The sequence below is a fragment of the Streptomyces sp. NPDC088261 genome (genome assembly GCF_044740805.1).
GTDB lineage: Bacteria > Actinomycetota > Actinomycetes > Streptomycetales > Streptomycetaceae > Streptomyces.
The window spans coordinates 1-16,954 of the sequence record NZ_JBIURL010000010.1 but is presented as its reverse complement, the minus strand read 5'-3'; the positions used below and the strand labels follow the sequence as shown (position 1 = coordinate 16,954).

Here is a 16,954-nt window from a genome sequence, read left to right as displayed (position 1 = left end):
CGAAACCCCCGCCCGGCCAGCACAACCCCGACGGCCGGCGGGGGCTTTTCCATGTCGCTTGAGGAATGGTTAAAATGGCAGGCGTGGAATTGTCTGAATTGAGCGGCGTGAGCTTTCCGGATATGCGGCGCAACGTCGTCTCGGCGGTCCGCGCCCTCGCGGATGAAGAATATCAACACCGAGTTTGGGTTGGGCGGATTTATCCGCAGGAAGGCTTCTATGACGACCTTTCCGTGAACCTCAACATCCTGTACGACGACACCTTGGTGCTGGACGATCCCCCCTCGGCACTGGGGACTGTTCTCACTTCCGAGGCAGAGGTCGCGGCAATGGTGGAACTGGCGTCTGCTGTCGATGACTTGCTGCGGCGAGAGGGAAACGACAAGACGGACGCCGAATATGTGGCATCCCCGCTGTGGGGTGCTGTTCTGCGGTCGGCCTCGACTGCATTGGTGATTCTGTCCCGCACTGGGTGACGAGGGGCGCTGGTAATGGCTCTGCTTCGTAGTTGATGGTGAACCGCGGTGGAGCGGGATGGGCTCAGGCCGGCGCGACGCGGCGGTGGATGTCCGTGAGTAGGTTTTCCATCCCGGGCAGGTGGTTCAGGTAGGTGTGGAGAGACGGCGAGAGGGCGGGGGTGTCGGCCGCCGCCAGCTGCGCCTCGGTGTAGGTGCCGAACATCCAGTCCCGACCTCCGTTCCGAGGACGGCCGCGAGACCGTGGTCCTCGCCCATGTGAAGGGCGACGGCATCGAGCGGGACGAGAACGCGAAGGCCGTGATCGACGCCTACGAGGGGCCGTAACCCGGACCGAATGACAACACGCTCACGGTCCAGGTGGGTAGCGCCGCCACCGTGGCGGCCGCGCTGGTGGTGCTCCTGGTGTTCCCGCAGTACTTCCTGCGCTCGTTCGGCTACGCCGGGATCGGCGTGGTGGTCATCGCCGCACTCAGCACGCTGGTTGTCATGCCGGCCCTGTTCGTCGTCCTGGGCCACAGGATCAACAGCGGTCGCCTGCCCTGGGTGAACACGAAGCGCCCCGACAGTGGCCGGGCACCCCTGTGGGGCCGACTGGCAGGCACGGTCATGCGGCGGCCCGCACTCACCGCGCTGCCGGTGCTCACCGTCCTGCTGATGGCCGCGAGCCCGCTGCTTGGCATCACCTTCGGAACGCCGGACGAACGGGTGCTGCCGACGGAGGCGCAGAGCCGCCAGGTGTCGTCGGTGCTGAGAGAGAAGTTCAACGGCAACGACGACGCGGCGATGCGGGTGGTCATCGACAAGCCGCTGGAACAGGCAGAGTTGGAGGCATACGCGACTGAACTGTCCACATCCAGGGCGTGATCCGCGTAGAGACGAGCGCGGGCACGTGCACCAAAGGGCGGCCCGCGGCATCCACCCCCGCCGCAGCGTCCCTGGCCCATCCCGATGCCCAACAACTCAACGTGGTGAGCACCCTGCCCCCGAAGTCGGACGAGGCTCAGAGCTTGGTCGGGAAGGTACGAGCGGTCGCCCGCCCGTCGCAACTCACCCGCTGGTGGGCGGAGTTGACGCCGAACTGGTCGACTCGAAGGCATCCATAGCCGACCGGCTTCCGCTGGCCGTGACGTTGGTCGCGGTCACGACCTTCCTGCTCCTCTTCCTGTTCACGGGCAGCATCGTCCAGCCACTCCGCGTGCTGGTCCTCAACATGCTCAGCCTGGGTGCGACGCTCGGCGTGATGACCTGGATGTCCCAAGACGGTCATCTGTCCTCCCTGCTCGGCTTCACCGCCCAGCCCATGGAGGTGTCCATGACCGTGCTGATGTTCTGCATGGCGTTCGGCCTGTCGATGGACTACGAGGTGTTCGTCATCAGCCGCATCAAGGAACTGCACGACCAGGGCGAGGACAACGAGTCCGCCGTCACCCACGGCCCCGGCCACACGGGCCGCATCGTCACGGCGGCGGCCTGCCTGCTCGCGGTGAGCTTCTTCGCCTTCGGCACGGCGAAGCTCAGCTTCATGTAGATGTTCGGCCTGGGCAGCGGCCTGGCGATCCTGATCGACGCGGTGACGGTACGAGGAAGCCTGGTCCCGGCGGCAACGCGCCTCCTGGGCGGCTCGGCCTGGTACGCCCCGGGCTTCCTCCGCAAGGTGCACGCCCGCTACGGCCTCAGCGAGACGGCCCCGGAGGCCGCGCAGCAGCCTGCGGCAGATGCGGCATACGCGAAGAACTAGCCGCACTACGGCCCCCCTCACACCGTGCCCGCCTCCACCCCGCCGGAGGCGGGCACGCCGTGCTGCTCCAGCCGGACTTCTTCATCGGCGCTGGTCAACCGCTCGGACGGGCGAGGTGGCCGAAATCGACGCCGCCTCGACGGAGGAACACCACGCACCCCTACCGGCCCTCTCTTTGCCGGAATGGGCTGCGTGTCATCCCCAGCAAACGCGTCTGCGCGACAACTCCCCTGTCTCCCCCAACAGTTCACTCGTTCAGCATCAACGCTCCGGAACGTTCGCCGCCTCGCATCAATGGACCAAAGGAGGCATACCGATAGATTTATGGCGAACAGATCATGCGCCATGGAAACTCGCGCCAGGCGTGTGCATGGTGGCGCCAAAGCCACAGATTCGACGGGCAGTGGAAGAACGGATCGCGCCATTCGGTCATCCGGTCGTGTATCTGGTGAGTACCAACAGGAAGATTCGGGAGGAAAGCCCTCAAATCGCTCGAAAGTAAAAGCCTTGAATCCATCAAAATGAACCATGTTCAACGCGTGTCCTAGATCACCATTGACAGCGCAACGCAACCGGAACTTAACTCTGCGAAGTTATGTGGTTTCTGTGATGTCGGGGTGGGGTTGTTGAAGTTGACGCGCGGGAAACGTGGAGTGGGCAGAGGTAGACGAAGGACGCGCCTGCCCTTGGTGGGAGCAACCGCCTGGGGGCTCGCCGTCGTTCTTGCCGCTGGGATTGTTCCGGCGGCGGCACGCCCGTCCGTAGCGCAATCGTCGGTTGTTCCCGCCGAAACAACCCAAGCCGATGACGGGAATCCCAGCCAGGAGACCACTGACGAAGCCCTCGCTGAGGCGAAACGACTGAACCGACCGGTGGAGATCGGCTCGCTGCGGCGAGAGAGCAGTGACGTGTACGCCACCCCCGAGGGCGATCTGGAGTCGCGCGAATATCTGCGCCCGGTCCGGACCAGGAGCGAGGGTCGGTGGCAGCCGATCGACACCGAGTTGGTGACGTCATCGGATGGATCGGTTGTCCCGAAGGCGACCACGGTTGCTCTGGAGTTCTCGGACGGCGGCAATGCCCCGCTTGTGCGCATGTCCAAGGCGGGCCGGGATGTTGCCCTGTCCTGGCCGGGAGACCTTCCGGCCCCAGAACTCTCCGGTTCCACGGCTACGTACCGTGAGGTTCTTCCCGGTGTTGACCTGCGCATGGGTGCGCAGGAAGACGGATTTACGCAGTTGCTCGTCGTGAAGACGGCCCAGGCGGCGTCCAGCGAGAAGCTGGCAGAACTGCGCATGGACCTGGCGGCGGACGGCGTCGACGTGCGTGAGACCACGGAGGGCGGTCTGGAAGCCGTCGATCGTGGTGCGGGAGGGACGGTTTTCGAGGCGCCCAGACCGATGATGTGGGATTCCAGTACGGGCTCGGACCCTGCCGCGAGTGCCAGAGCGCTGAGCAAGGGCGTCGCGATCAGCGACTCCGAGGAGCCAGCGGCCGGCGAGTCCGGGAAACTGGCTCCGGTTGAGGTGGAAGTGGCCACCGGGGGTGGGGAACTGGTCCTTACGCCGGACGCTGAGGTGCTCAAGGGAAAAGACACCTCGTATCCGGTATTCATTGATCCCCAGTGGTACACGTCCCGTGCCTCGGCATGGACGGTGGCCTCGAAGTACTGGGCATCGTCGCCGCAGTGGAAGTTCAATGGTGACTCTGATTCAGGCATGGGCTACTGCAACTGGACCTACTGCCAGCCGAACGATACCAAGCGCGTCTTCTACCGTATTCCGACCTCGACATACGCGGGTAAATCCGTGCTCAGTGCCGAGTTTGTGGTGCGGAACACGTGGTCTGCTTCGTGTTCGGCGCGCAGCGTGGAGTTGTGGCGTACGAAGGACATCTCGTCGTCAACAACTTGGAACTCTCAGAACGCGTCCGGCTTCTGGATCAAAAAACTGGCGTCGGAGTCGTTCGCATACGGATTCCAGGGTTGCTCGGCCAAGGACGCGGAGTTCGACGTGAAGGCCGCGGTGCAGGAAGCCGCGAACGCGAAGTCGTCGACAATGACCTTCGGACTGCAAGCCGCAAGCGAATCGGATGAATACGGCTGGAAGCGTTTTTCCGACAAGGCATTTCTGAGGGTCAAATATAATCGCCCGCCGCCTCAGATCAAGATGTCGCAGTTGACGATGGAGTACGGCGGGATGTGTAAAAGCCCGTCGAGCGCGGCGCGCGTGCGTACTCTGGGAAAGATCAACTTGAACTCCATCACGGATCCCGATGGTGACAATATCGCCGTACAAATTCAGGCCGTCTGGGATTCCGGTGACGGTAAAGGTTCCATTGTTCGGTGGAAGCCTGCGCTGACCCCTTACAAGAAGTCAGGTTCCAGCTTCTCCATCAGCCTGCCTTCCTCTATCACGCCGAACAAGCAGGTCTACTGGTACGCGAGGTCCTACGACAGTGGTCAATATTCGCCATGGTCAACGGTCGGTGAAGGTCCTACGGGCTGCTATTTCGTCTACGACACGAACGTTCCCAAGGCTCCGTCGATAACGTCCGGCGACTACCCTGCTTCCGATCCGGAGAACCCTGAGGACCCTTGGTTCGACGGAGTCGGCAAGTATGGTGAGTTCACTATCAAAGGCTCCGACGCCGATGTGAACAAGTACTGGTACGGCGTCAATGGTGACCCGTCGTCGAAGAACGTCATCACTACGACAGCCGGCGCGGCGAAGACGATTCAGATTCTTCCTTCGACGCCTGGCCTGCGTTTCATCACCGCACGAGCCTACGACGCTGCCGGAATCGCGAGTGAGGTACGTACGTACCAGTACCGGGTCAAGGCGGGGCAGCCGGAGCGGGCAGCATGGAAACTGGACGACTCTCCTGGCGCTGGTCAAGCGCAGGGCGAGGCGGGCAGCCGGGGTGCTGAACTGCACGGTGGCGCCACTCCTGGTGTCCAGGGCGTGACGGGCACAGCGGTGTCCTTCGACGGAGTCGACGACTACGCACAGACCGATATCCCCACGGTGGAGACGGACGGCGGGTTCTCGGTGTCGGCGTGGGTGAAACCGTCGAGGATACCGGATGCCGCGGCGATCATCGCGGCACAGCCTGGAAACCACAGTCCTGGTTTCGAGCTCTATTACTCCGCCACCTATGAGCGATGGGCATTCAACCAGTACACATCCGACACCGTGGACGCGCCCATTGTGCGAGCCATGTCGCCAACACCAGGGGGAGTGACGGCCGGAGCATGGACGCATCTGGTCGGAGTCTACAACTCGGGTACAGACCAATTGCAGCTCTACGTCGGAGGGCAATTGGTAGGCAGTACCACCTACGCGACGCCCTGGGACGCGCGGCGAGGACTACAGATCGGTGCCGGCTCCTACAGCGGGCAGATCAAGTCGTTCTTCCCCGGCGCTATTGACGATGTCCGAATCTACGACAAGCCGCTCTCCGGTCAGGAAGTGACGATCCTTTACGAGAAGCAGCCGGTTGGACTGGGCCGACCGCCGCGCGCGGTCTTCCCGTTGGACGAGGCCGCAGGGGCCACCCGAATAACTGGCCAGGCAGAGGTCCGCCCCGCGGTTCTCAAGGGCGGTGCCGTCCTGGGCCAAGCCGGCATGGACGGAACGGCCCTCACCCTGGACGGCACGGACGACTACGCCACCACAGGTGCGCCGCACCTGAACAACCAGCGCAGCTTCACGGTATCCGCATGGGCCAAACTCCCCAAGACCAAGCCGGATCACGCCGCGATCATCGCGACCCAGGCCAGTGCGCACAAATCCGGATTCGAGCTGTACTACTCAAGTTCGTACGACCGCTGGGTATTCAACCAGTACGTCTCCGACACACCGGACTCCGCGGCGATCCGAGCCATTCAGGCCGAGGGAAAGACAGCCTTCGGAGGCGAATGGGTACATCTGGTCGGTGTGCACGACACCGTAGCCAAGCAACTGACCCTCTACGTCAACGGTGTCGAGGCCGGCAAGGCCGACGTTGCCCAGACCTGGTACGCGGGCGGCCCGGTGCAGATCGGCGCGGGTTCCTACGAGGGGAGCCCCGGCTCTTTCTTCCCCGGTCAGATCGACGACGTGAAGCTCTTCGACCGTGCCGTCTCCGCGGACGAGGTACAGCAGATGTTCAAGCAACGTCCGCTGGTCAAGGGACGGTGGAAGTTCGAGGACATGAGCAGCACCGTCCCCATCACTGTCCCTGACGATTCGATCGAGGCCAACGCGATGACGCTGCGGGGAGGCGCGAAACCCGGCTTCGGTTTCGTGGACATGGGGGCGGTGGAGTTGGACGGCGTCACCGGATACGGTGCCACCACTCGCATGCCGGTGGACACGGCCGGTAGTTTCACCGTGACGGCATGGGCCCAGGCCGCGTCGACTCCTAGTGGCCAACGTGCCTTGATCAGCGCGGACTCGACCCGGAACAGTGCTTTCGCGGTGCGCTACGTGCCTGATCCCGCCCATCCCGAGGGACTGGGCAAGTGGAGTCTGAGCCTGCCGGCCGATGACGCTGACGCGGCCGCTGTGACCGAAGCCAACAGTGGGACGTTCAACGACGTCCGTGACTGGAACCACCTGGCTGTGGTGTACGACGGCTTCGCCAAACAGGTGCGGCTGTACGTGAACGGCAACCTGGAGGAAGTCGCCTGTCCCGATGACGACGGCGACGGAACCGCGGACGACCCGGCCTGCACCGATCTGGTGCCGTGGGCGGAGAACGCGCTGGCGTTCAAAGCGTCCGGTGTCCTGCAGGTCGGCCGGGCCAAGAAGGCCGGCACATTCGGTGAGTACTTCCCCGGTCTGGTGGACGACGTCTGGGCATTCGCGGGTCCCCTGACGGACGCCCAGGTCGAGATGCTCGCCGGCAGCTGGTTCGACGTGCCGACCAAGGTGCCTGGCAGCTGACTTCGCCCGGGGGCACTGAGCGTGTGCCCCCGGGCGAGACAGCTTGCATCAGAGAGCTTTCCGCCGCGTTGCGCGGCGCAGACCTGAGCCGATCCCAGAGGGAAACGAGAAGCAGATGAGTGGCAGACCGGGCAGGTATCTCTCCTTGCTGCGCAGTCGCGTCGCATTGACGACGGCCGCAGTCATGGTGGGGACGTTGCTCCAGGTGGCGGCAACCCCGGTTGTCCAGGCGGACAACGGCCTGCGCGATGCGGCTCTGGCCGCTGCGGAGAAGCCCGTCAAGGGCAGCGCGAGCGGGACAAAGGTCAAGCCGCGCAAGGTGACCAAAAGTGCGCGAACGCCGCAGAAGGCGCCTGCGGCGGCGTGGCCCACGAGTGCGTCGGCCGTCCTCACGCTGCCCAAACGCACATCGAGTTCCTCGAAGGCAGTCAAAGCGCAAGGACTGCCGCTCACGTTGCGGCAGGATGCCAAGACGCCCGCCGCCGAGAGTGCCACCGGTAAGGTCATAGCACAGCTGGTTGACCGCAAGGCAGCATCAAGAACCGGTGTCGACGGCCCGCTGTTCACTCTTCAGCCTCAGGCCGGCTCGGCCTCCGGTGCTGTCGGTACCACCCTGGACTACTCCGGCTTCGGGGAGGCGTTCGGTGGTGGCTACGGATCCCGGCTCACTCTCGTCGAGCTGCCGCAGTGCGCTCTCACCACCCCCGAGAAGAAGCAGTGCCGTACCGGAAAACCGGTCAAGACGGTCAATGACCCGGAGAGGCGCACTCTCACAACTGACAGTGTCGAACTCCGAGCAGGAGCGAGCACCGTTCTCGCTGCTGTGGCCGCCGAGGCCGGTGGTGGCGGGGACTTCACCGCCACCTCGCTCTCTCCTTCGGCGACTTGGAAGACCAACCTCAACACCGGCGACTTCACCTGGTCGTACGACATGCCGGTACCCGGTGTACCCGGAGGACTGAAGCCTTCTGTGGCCCTGTCCTACTCGTCGGGGTCGATCGACGGCCGCACCGGTAACACCAACAACCAGTCGTCGTGGGTCGGTGACGGATTCGACCTGTCGCCGGGCTTCATCGAGCGGCGCTACAAGCCCTGTGCGGAGGACGGAGTCACCGGCGAGGACGGCAACAAGCCGGGGGATTCCTGCTGGGCCTACGACAATGCCTTCCTCACCTTCAACGGCAAGGGCGGAGAACTTGTTCCGGCCGGGAACAACCAGTGGAAGCTCAGGAAGGACGACGGGACCCGCGTCAAGCGTCTGACCAAGACCGACCGGGTCACCGGCAACGGCGATGACAACGACGAGCACTGGGAACTGACCGTACCCGGCGGCACGCGCTACTACTTCGGCTACAACCGACTGCCGGGCTGGGCGGACGGCAAGGGAACCACCGGTTCGACCTGGACGGTCCCCGTCTTCGGCGACGACACGAACGAGCCCTGCCACGCCGCCACCTTCGCGGCTTCCTGGTGCCAGCAGGCATGGCGCTGGAACCTGGACTACGCCGTCGACGTACGCGGCAACGCCGTGGCCTACTACTACAACCAGGAGAAGAACTCCTACGGCCGCAACCTCAAAGCCGCCGACGACACCCGCTACACCCGCGGCGGCTACCTGGACCGTATCGAGTACGGTCTCAAGTCGACGTCGGTGTACAGCGCCAAGGCGTTGGCGAAGGTCACCTTCGGCAGCTCCGAGCGGTGCCTGCCCGATGCCCAGACCACCTGCTCGTCCATCACCAGCGACGCGTTCCACTGGTACGACACGCCGTGGGACCTCAACTGTGACGAGGGAAAGGACTGCGACGAAGGTCGGTTCGCGGCGTCTTTCTGGACCCGCAAGCGCCTGACATCCGTCACCACCGAGGTACTGAAGACCGACGGAAGCTACAACCCCGTCGACTCCTGGAAGCTGACACACCGCTGGGGCATGGCCGACACGGACTACCAGTTGCTGCTGGACTCCGTGCAGCGCACTGGGCACACCGCTACCCCGGCTGTCACCCTGCCGAAGACGACGTTCACGTACACGCAGCTCGAAAACCGCCTGGACAAAACCGGCGACGGCTATGCACCGTTCATCAAGTCACGCCTGTCCGATGTCTCGGACGAGTCGGGCGGACAGATAGACGTGACCTACTCAGCGCCCGCGTGCGACTGGAACAATCTGCCCACCCCGCAGACCAACACCACGCGGTGTTTCCCGCAGTTCATCGGTGGCAGTTCCAGCGAGGATCCTGATCAGCAGTGGTTCAACAAGTACGTGGTCAGTGCGGTCATTGCCACGGACCGCACCGGCGGGGCTCCTGATCAGGTCACCTCGTACGAGTACAAGGACGGGGCAGCCTGGCACTTCGACGACGACGACGGCCTGACCAAGGAGAAATTCAAAACCTGGTCGCAGTGGCGAGGGTACGGGCACGTCCGCGTCAAGACCGGTGGTCCCGGCGGCGGGGACGCCGTGAAGTCGCAGAACGACACATATTTCTTGCGTGGTATGGACGGGGACAAGAAGGCGGTCACCGGGAACGCTACGAAATCGGTGAGCGTCAGTCTCGGCGAGGGGGAAGGCGATCCCCTCACAGATGACGAGGCGGCGGCAGGTTTCGCCTACAAGACCGAGAGCTATTCCGGCCCCGACGGAAAGATCCTCGCGAAGAGCGTCAACCGTCCCTGGCACCACGAGACCGCGAAGAAGGTCCGTGACTGGGGTACGGTCACGGCCAACTTCACGGGAACTGCCGAAAGTAAGACCTGGGCTTCCACGGACAATGGCACCGGGGCCAAGTGGAGGATCACCGCCTCCAGCACCACGTTCGACACCGTCGCGGGTCGGCCCACGCAGGTGGACAACCTGGGCGACACCGCCTCCGCCCGCGACGACCGCTGCACCCGCACCACCTACGTGCCCAACACGGCGGACACGCTGTTCAACCTTGCCTCCCGGGTCGAAACCGTCGCCGTGAAGTGCGACGCCACTCCCGCCCGCGCGAAGGACGTCGTCTCTGACGAACGCATCGCCTATGACGGCCTCGCTTACGGCGCGACGCCGACCAAGGGTGATGCGACGGCATCGGCTGTCCTCAAGAAGCACGACGGCACTACGGCCACCTACCTGGAGTCCGGGACCACCTTCGACTCCTACGGCCGCCCGCTGACCAGCACAGACCTCACTGCGAACGTGACCGCGACGGTTACCGGCGCCCCAGTGCGTACCCCGCGCACCGACGGCCGGACCTCCGCAATGGCCTACGCGCCCACCACCGGGTTCGCCACAACGGTGACGGCCACGACGCCGCCGGCGACCGCCGGGAACGCCGCGACTGCGCAGAAGACCGTCACCACTCTGGACCCGCTGCGCGGCCAGCCCATGGACGTCACGGACACCAACACCAATAAGACGAAAATCACGTACGACGCGCTTGGCCGCAAGTACAAGATATGGACCGCCGATCGGTCCACGACCAGCAACAGCCTCCCCAACTTCCAGTTCGACTACCAGGTGGAGGAGAACAAGCCGGTCGCGGTCGTCACACGCACGCTCAGCGCGGAGGGCGGCTCTCTGGTCCCCGCCTACACCATCTACGACGGATTTCTGCGTAAGCGCCAGACCCAGTCTCCGGGTCCGGACGGCGGGCTTCTGTTGACCGACCTCTTCTACGACGAACGCGGACAGGCAGCCAAGGAGTTCGCCACCTACTACACGCTGGACGCAAAACCGGGCGAGGTGTTCCAGCCGGCTGACGCCCTCAGCGTCGAAACGCAGACGCTCCACGCGTTCGACGGTCTGGGTCGGGAGACCGAGACGAAGCAGATCGCCGGTGACGCTGGCGGCGGCAAGGTTCTCGGCATCACCAAGACGATCTACGGAGGCGACCGGGTCACGGTCATCCCGCCCGAGGGTGGCACGGCTACCACCACCCTTGTCGACGGACGAGGCCAGACCACCGAACTCCGACAGCACCACGAGCGCGCCGCCGACTCCACTTATGACACAACGGCCTACGAGCACAACAACCAAGGCGCGCTGGCCAAGCTCACCGACCCGGCGGGCAACACCTGGAACTACACCTACGACCAGCTCGGCCGACAGACCAAGGCTGACGACCCGGACAAGGGCATCACCGACAGCGTCTACGACGACCGCGGCCAGCTCGTGTCGACGGATGACGCCCGACCCGGCAACAGCCTCTTCTACATCTACGACGACCTCGGCCGACAGACCGAACTGCACAAGAACTCGGCAACGGGGCCACTGAGCGCCAAATGGGTCTACGACACCGTCACCAACGGCAAGGGAGAACTGGCGGAAAGCACCCGCTATGACGGCTCCAACGCGTACACCTACAAGGTCACCCAGTACGACCGGCTCTATCAGGCCGTACGCAGCTCCGTGACGATCCCGGCAGTGGAGATCGGCCTCGCCGGTACGTACCAGACCGGAGTTTCGTACAAGCCCTCCGGTCTGGTGGGAGCGGTGAGCTACTCAGCCGCAGGCGCCCTGCCCGGTGGGAGCTACAGCTTCACGTACGACACGAACACCCTGCGCCCCGTGGCCATGCTCGGGAACGGTTACAGCACGACCACCTCGTACAGCCTCACCGGCAAGCCGCTCGTTCATGAACTCGGCGACACCAGCGGCGGCACCAGGACGCTGATCACCAATGAGTACGAGGGGGGAACCCAACGGCTGGCGAACACGCGCGTCGACCGGGAGCCCATCCCCGGCGTCGACAAGTACCTCTCGTACCGCTACGACCAGATCGGCAACATTCTTTCCGCCGCGGACGTTTCCCGGTCGGGCACGGACAACCAGTGCTACACCTACGACCATCTGCGCCGCCTGACCGAGGCCTGGACCGAACCCGACACCACCTGCGCCACCACACCGGTCGGCCAGACCATCGGCGGACCGGCTCCGTACTGGAACAGCTACACCTACGACAAGACCGGCAACAGGCTCACCGAGACCCGTCACGACACCACCGGTGACAGCGGCAAGGATCTCAAGAGCACCTACGACTACCCCGACGCGGGCCAGCCTCGGCCCCACGCCCTGGACTCCGTGACGACCACTGGTCCCTCTGTCACCTCGCAGGACAGCTACACGTACGACGAGACGGGCAACACCATCGCCCGCATCGTCTCCGGAGACACCCAGAGTCTCCTCTGGGATGCGGAAGGACGCCTCGCCAAGGTCACCGAAACAGGTGAGGGCGGTGACAAGGTCACCGACTACCTCTACGACGCCGACGGTAACCGTCTGATCGGCCGCACTCCCACCGAGACCACTCTCTATCTCGGACACACCGAAATCACCGTCGCCAAGGGCACCACCACCCCCAAGGCCACCCGCTACATCGACATAGGCGAAGGGAACCAGGCTGTCCAGGACAACAACGGCGCCGTCTCCTTCACCATCGCCGACCACCAGGGCACCGGCCAGCTCGCGGTCACCTCCAACAGCCAGACCCTCACACAGCGCCGCACCCAGCCTTTCGGCAGCCCTCGCGGCACGCAACCCGCCACCTGGCCAGGAACCAAGAGCTTCGTCGGCGGCACCGACGACACATCCACCGGCCTGACCCACCTCGGTGCCCGCGAATACGACTCCGGCACGGGCCGCTTCCTCTCCGTCGACCCGCTACTGGACACGGCTAACCCCCAGCAGTTGAACGGCTACTCCTACGCGGAGAACAGCCCCATCACCCAGAGCGACCCCAGCGGCCTCATGGCCTGCGCCTCGCCGGCTGAATGTGGCGGCGGCCTCCAGTACGGAAACAGCCCGGCAGCCCAAAGCGGAAAACCCCTGAACGACCCCTCCTGGGGCTGCCCCGGTTGCGACGGCGACAGCTACGACGACGGCTGGTGGGAGAGCAGCGGCTGGAGCGCTGCACCCATCAGCCCCAGCATCAAACCCGGCACGGTCATGGTCTTTCCAGGCGTCAACGTACCCGCCGACTGGAAATACGCAGACAAACTCAAACAACAACTCAACGCAACAATTAATCGGAACCAATATTACGGAGGTCAAACTTCCGCCTGGGTCACCAACCCAGAATTTGAAGACCAGCCGGAAAAGGCCATGGAGGATGTCCAGCGTGCTTCGTACATAATTTGCGGAAATATTGAGGGCGGGTGTCCGAAATCAGTCACTTCCGCTAAAGCCTTCGCGAAGGCGGGCCTCTCGGCACAGATAGCAGCAGGCGGCGGAGAAGGCAGCAGCGGAAAGTGGTTCGGTGCAAGAGGTCGGAACAGTTCCCCATGTGAAGCCAACAGCTTCATCCCCGGCACAAAAGTCCTCCTCGCAGACGGCACTGCCAAGCCCATTGAGGAACTAAAGGTCGGCGACAGGGTACTTGCCACTGACCCCGAAACCGGCAAGACCGCAGAGAAAAGGGTGACTGCCGAGATCGAGGGGCAAGGCCTCAAGAATCTCGTCAAGATCACCCTCCGTATCAGCAATAAGAACGGCTCGAGCACTACAACCGTCACCGCAACCGACGGTCACCCGTTCTGGGTCCCCGAACTCCAAGAGTGGATCGACGCCGCCGACCTCCGCGCGGGACAGCACCTCCAGAGCAGTACCGGATCAGGCGTACAGGTCACAGCCCTACACCGCTGGACCCGACCCGCAACGGTCTACAACCTCACTGTCGCCGACCTCCACACGTATTATGTGCTGGCGGGGGCCACGCCGGTCCTCGTTCACAACTGCGGTGGATCTCTCTATGAAGCTGGTGGGAAGCACGGTACTTCGGCCCGCGGAAGTTCCAGGGGAACAAATAGCGCTGAGCCGCTGAATGGCCAGGCTGCCTTGGATAACTCGGTCCCGGTAAAGGGGACCTCTCCTCGGAGAGTCGGGGTCGACGTCGAAAACGGAGAGATTGTTGTCCTGGATCGTACGGTCCAGCGGCCGTGCAAGTGTGGTGGCGGCGGAACGAATGATATTTATCACGGGCACGTCCGCGAATGGGGCGATCTCCATATCGACATGCAGAATTCCCTTAGGAGAGCGGGTCTCGTCGACAGGAGAGGGAGGGTCACAGGGTGAGGTCACAAGATTCTGCACGGGCTGATCGAGAGTGGCGCGCTGAAATGCTGGCCGTAGTTGCTAACGGTTCAGTGGATCAAGCGACGGAGGCACTCTTGTCGTTGACGTTCAATGACCCGGACGGCGCTTGGGTCGAGAGCGTTCTCTTGGATTGCCTTGATGGGGACTTCGACGATCAAGTGAAACTCCTTGCAGTCACCTGTTTCGGGCATCTAGCCCGGATTCATGGGGAAATCTGTAATCCTCGTACAGTGATGCAGGTGAAACGTATGACGGAAGTGCCGGGGTTTGAAGGGCGGGCGCAGGATGCGCTTGATGACTTCGAGACATTTCTTTAGGGCATCCTTCCGGAGCTGGCGGCCGTAGAGCCCGAGCGGTGTTCGCAGGAGTGAAACAGGAGCCCGCCAGGCAGGGCCTGGCGGGCCTCCTGTCTGCAGTGTCGGCACTCGTTGGCGGCAAGGTCAGTGGACGGTGGCTCCGCATTGCGCCAGGTCGTTACCGTCGTTTCGTGGGCCGATTCATCGTTGCCAGGACCGTCAACGGCCGTACTGATGGTGCGTGCGGGAGGCGAAGTCGGACATGCGCTGAGATGGTGGCGGTGACGCCGATGTGGGTACGGCCGAGTAGTTCCTTGGGCACGACGAGTTCGACACCTTGCTCGAGGGTCAGGGTGGGCAATGGAATGCCGGACATCGTGGAAGCGAATGTGACGTGCCTGGCCTTGCGGAGGGGCGTGGTGAAGGCGCGGGTGGGGTTGGTCGGTCGATGGTCCCTGCCGTGTGGTGTAGTGAACACGTGCCCGTTGTGCAGCCACTCGGTGCCTACCATGTGACGGTCACGCTGCTGCTGTTCGTGGTGGTGCTTCAGCGACTTGATGCAGCGGGTTGGGAGGGTGGTGCGGCGTTCGAAGGACCGGGTCTTGGTGGACAACGTGGTCAGTTCCTCCCGTGCTACTGAACTTGATTGAGTGATGTCGGGTCCCGCCGCAGGGTGGCAGGGGCCAGCTCGCGCCTTCCCGGTGTGGCCGGAGCACGAGGATGATGGTTGCGTGATCCGAGACTTCCCGCCGTTGCCGTTGCCCCAGTACGCCGTGGTCCGTATCGGCTGCTCATCAGAGCTGCCTGCCGAGATCGCCGCCGATCTGCGGGAAGTCGGCGTCCCGGCAGGGCTGATCGGTTATGAGTACCAACCGCTGACTGAGGCGACGCTCCTGGACGGGATCGGTGAGGGCGGGTTGGTCGTCTTTGGGTCCAGCGGCCTGTTCGGTCGTCTCGGCGTCGATGTGGCTTCGCGTCGCGTCGTGCAGATCCCCAAGATCGGGTCCGCGACCGCCTGGCATGTGAACAGGGACCTCAGGGCCTTCCACCGGTGCGTCGCGGGCATCATCGCTCGCTTCCCCTTCTACGAGGAAGACGAGGAGGACAGGTTCCAGGAGGTGGCGGACGAGCTTCGACGGCTCCTCGCTGCTCTGGATGCCACCGCACTCGCAGACAACGGGTTGTGGGAGACCTTGTGCGATGACGTGGCGATGGGCGACTACGCGAACTGGGAGGAGGAATGAGTCACGGTCAGTCCTCCGGGATCAGGCCGGTGGTTGCGAGGCAGCCGCCGACGAGTTCTGGACGGTACTGAATCCTCTTGAGCCAACTTTTCACGGCTCGGGCGATCTGAGTGAGGTCCGCGGCGGCGAGGTTGCCGATCGCGCGTTTGACCAGTGGCCAGATGACTCCTGTGGGTTGAGGTCCGGGGCGTAGGTGGGCAGGTGGAACACGGTGAGCCACTCGGCGTTCGCCTCGATGAACACACGCATGCCGGCCGTCAGGTGCAGGCGGAGGTTGTCCCAGACCAGGACGATCGGGCCGCCAAGCTGAATGCGGGCGCGGACGATCAGGTCGCGGAAGTCGCGCCAGCCGAAGCCCTTCGATTCGCCCTTGCGGCCGCGATACTCGCGGATCGCGTCGATCAGCCGGGACCGCTCGTCTGGCTTATAGCAGGTCATGCCAGCCATCGACACCCGCCCGGAGCCGCGGCCCCTCACCCTCACGACCGGGGTCTGGCCGATCCGGCCCCAGATTCTGGCGCGCGGCGGAGTCATTGACTGCCCGGCCTCGTCTTCGAAGACGATCCAGGCCCCGCGCTCCGCCGCGATGCTCTTACCCGCGGTCAGGGCTCCTTCTTCCATACCTCGACCGCGTCGTCATCGCGCTCGATCGCCCGCCGAGTGGGCTGCTGCCAGCTCCAGCCGTGCCGCTTCAGCAGCCGCCAGGTGTCCTCGACCGTGTAGGAGACGTGGAACAGCCGGCCGATAAGCGTCTTGATCCGTGCCAGCGTCCACCGCTGGGCCGTCCAGCCGTGAGCCAGCGGACCACGCTCCAACTCCCGTTCCAGCCTGGCGACCTGGACTTCGTTGAGCCTAGGTGTATTGCCCTGTGAGGTTGGGGATGCGGCTGGCGGGTGGTTTGCCTGCGAGTGCGGTGTGTCCGCGGTGGTGATTGTAGGTGTGCTGCCAGCGGGGGAAGGCGTCGCGTCGTTCCTGCTCTGAGCGGTAGGGGCGGGCGTAGGCCCATTCGTCGAGCAGTGTGCGGTTGAGGCGTTCGACTTTGCCGTTGGTCTGGGGTCGGTAGGGCCGGGTTCGCTTGTGGGTGATCCCGGCCGTGGCGAGCAGGTCGCGCCAGGCGTGGGACTTGTAGCAGGCGCCGTTGTCGGTCAGGACGCGTTCGACGGTGATCCCGCAGTCGGTGAAGAAGGCCTGGGC

Annotated in this window: 8 protein-coding genes and 1 pseudogene; 5 read left to right on the top strand and 4 right to left on the bottom strand. The window is 64.1% G+C overall.

Going from position 1 to position 16,954, the window contains the following annotated elements; genetic code table 11:
* The first annotated feature begins 74 nt into the window (after nucleotides 1-74).
* Entirely contained in the window at nucleotides 75-476 is a 402-nt protein-coding gene (locus ACIODU_RS20160) for a hypothetical protein (protein ID WP_401769191.1), read from the top strand.
* 64 nt (nucleotides 477-540) lie between these two features.
* Here the strand turns inward: ACIODU_RS20160 and ACIODU_RS20155 are convergent, their stop codons facing one another.
* Nucleotides 541-681: a hypothetical protein gene (locus ACIODU_RS20155; RefSeq protein ID WP_401769189.1), complete on the bottom strand. Its 141-nt coding sequence runs from the start codon at nucleotides 679-681 to the stop codon at nucleotides 541-543.
* Nucleotides 682-842: 161 nt separating this feature from the next.
* Here ACIODU_RS20155 and ACIODU_RS20150 point away from each other — a divergent pair.
* From ACIODU_RS20150 to ACIODU_RS20135, 4 genes and pseudogenes are all read left to right on the top strand, one after another.
* Nucleotides 843-2,217 (top strand): annotated as a pseudogene (locus ACIODU_RS20150) (MMPL family transporter); the annotation flags it as partial.
* Nucleotides 2,218-2,906: 689 nt separating this feature from the next.
* Nucleotides 2,907-7,145 carry a LamG-like jellyroll fold domain-containing protein gene (locus ACIODU_RS20145; protein WP_401769511.1) on the top strand — a complete coding sequence of 1,413 codons (4,239 nt, stop codon included), beginning with the start codon at nucleotides 2,907-2,909 and terminating at the stop codon, nucleotides 7,143-7,145.
* 115 nt (nucleotides 7,146-7,260) lie between these two features.
* Nucleotides 7,261-14,199, top strand: a complete 6,939-nt coding sequence (locus ACIODU_RS20140; RefSeq protein ID WP_401769187.1) for a polymorphic toxin-type HINT domain-containing protein — start codon at nucleotides 7,261-7,263, stop codon at nucleotides 14,197-14,199.
* A gap of 1,048 nt (nucleotides 14,200-15,247) precedes the next feature.
* Nucleotides 15,248-15,760 carry an SUKH-4 family immunity protein gene (locus ACIODU_RS20135; RefSeq protein WP_401769185.1) on the top strand — a complete coding sequence of 171 codons (513 nt, stop codon included), beginning with the start codon at nucleotides 15,248-15,250 and terminating at the stop codon, nucleotides 15,758-15,760.
* Between the two features lie 90 nt (nucleotides 15,761-15,850).
* On the opposite strand, the gene ACIODU_RS20130 is transcribed toward ACIODU_RS20135, so the two are convergent.
* From ACIODU_RS20130 to ACIODU_RS20120, 3 genes are all read right to left on the bottom strand, one after another.
* On the bottom strand, nucleotides 15,851-16,381 hold the full coding sequence (locus tag ACIODU_RS20130; RefSeq protein WP_401769183.1) for a transposase: 531 nt from the start codon (nucleotides 16,379-16,381) through the stop codon (nucleotides 15,851-15,853).
* Nucleotides 16,363-16,575: a winged helix-turn-helix domain-containing protein gene (locus tag ACIODU_RS20125; RefSeq protein WP_401769181.1), complete on the bottom strand. Its 213-nt coding sequence runs from the start codon at nucleotides 16,573-16,575 to the stop codon at nucleotides 16,363-16,365. Before ACIODU_RS20125 ends, ACIODU_RS20130 begins: the two co-directional genes overlap by 19 nt.
* 37 nt (nucleotides 16,576-16,612) lie before the next feature.
* Nucleotides 16,613-16,954 (bottom strand): integrase core domain-containing protein (locus ACIODU_RS20120; RefSeq protein ID WP_401769179.1); only part of this gene is annotated, 342 nt, incomplete at its 5' end.

What these genes read in the sequence shown, in the direction of transcription:
- ACIODU_RS20155 (WP_401769189.1), bottom strand. Translation starts at nt 681, where the DNA reads ATGTTCGGCACCTACACCGAGGCGCAGCTGGCGGCGGCCGACACCCCC.
- ACIODU_RS20160 (WP_401769191.1), top strand. Translation starts at nt 75, where the DNA reads ATGGCAGGCGTGGAATTGTCTGAATTGAGCGGCGTGAGCTTTCCGGAT.
- ACIODU_RS20140 (WP_401769187.1), top strand. Translation starts at nt 7,261, where the DNA reads ATGAGTGGCAGACCGGGCAGGTATCTCTCCTTGCTGCGCAGTCGCGTC.
- ACIODU_RS20130 (WP_401769183.1), bottom strand. Translation starts at nt 16,381, where the DNA reads ATGGAAGAAGGAGCCCTGACCGCGGGTAAGAGCATCGCGGCGGAGCGC.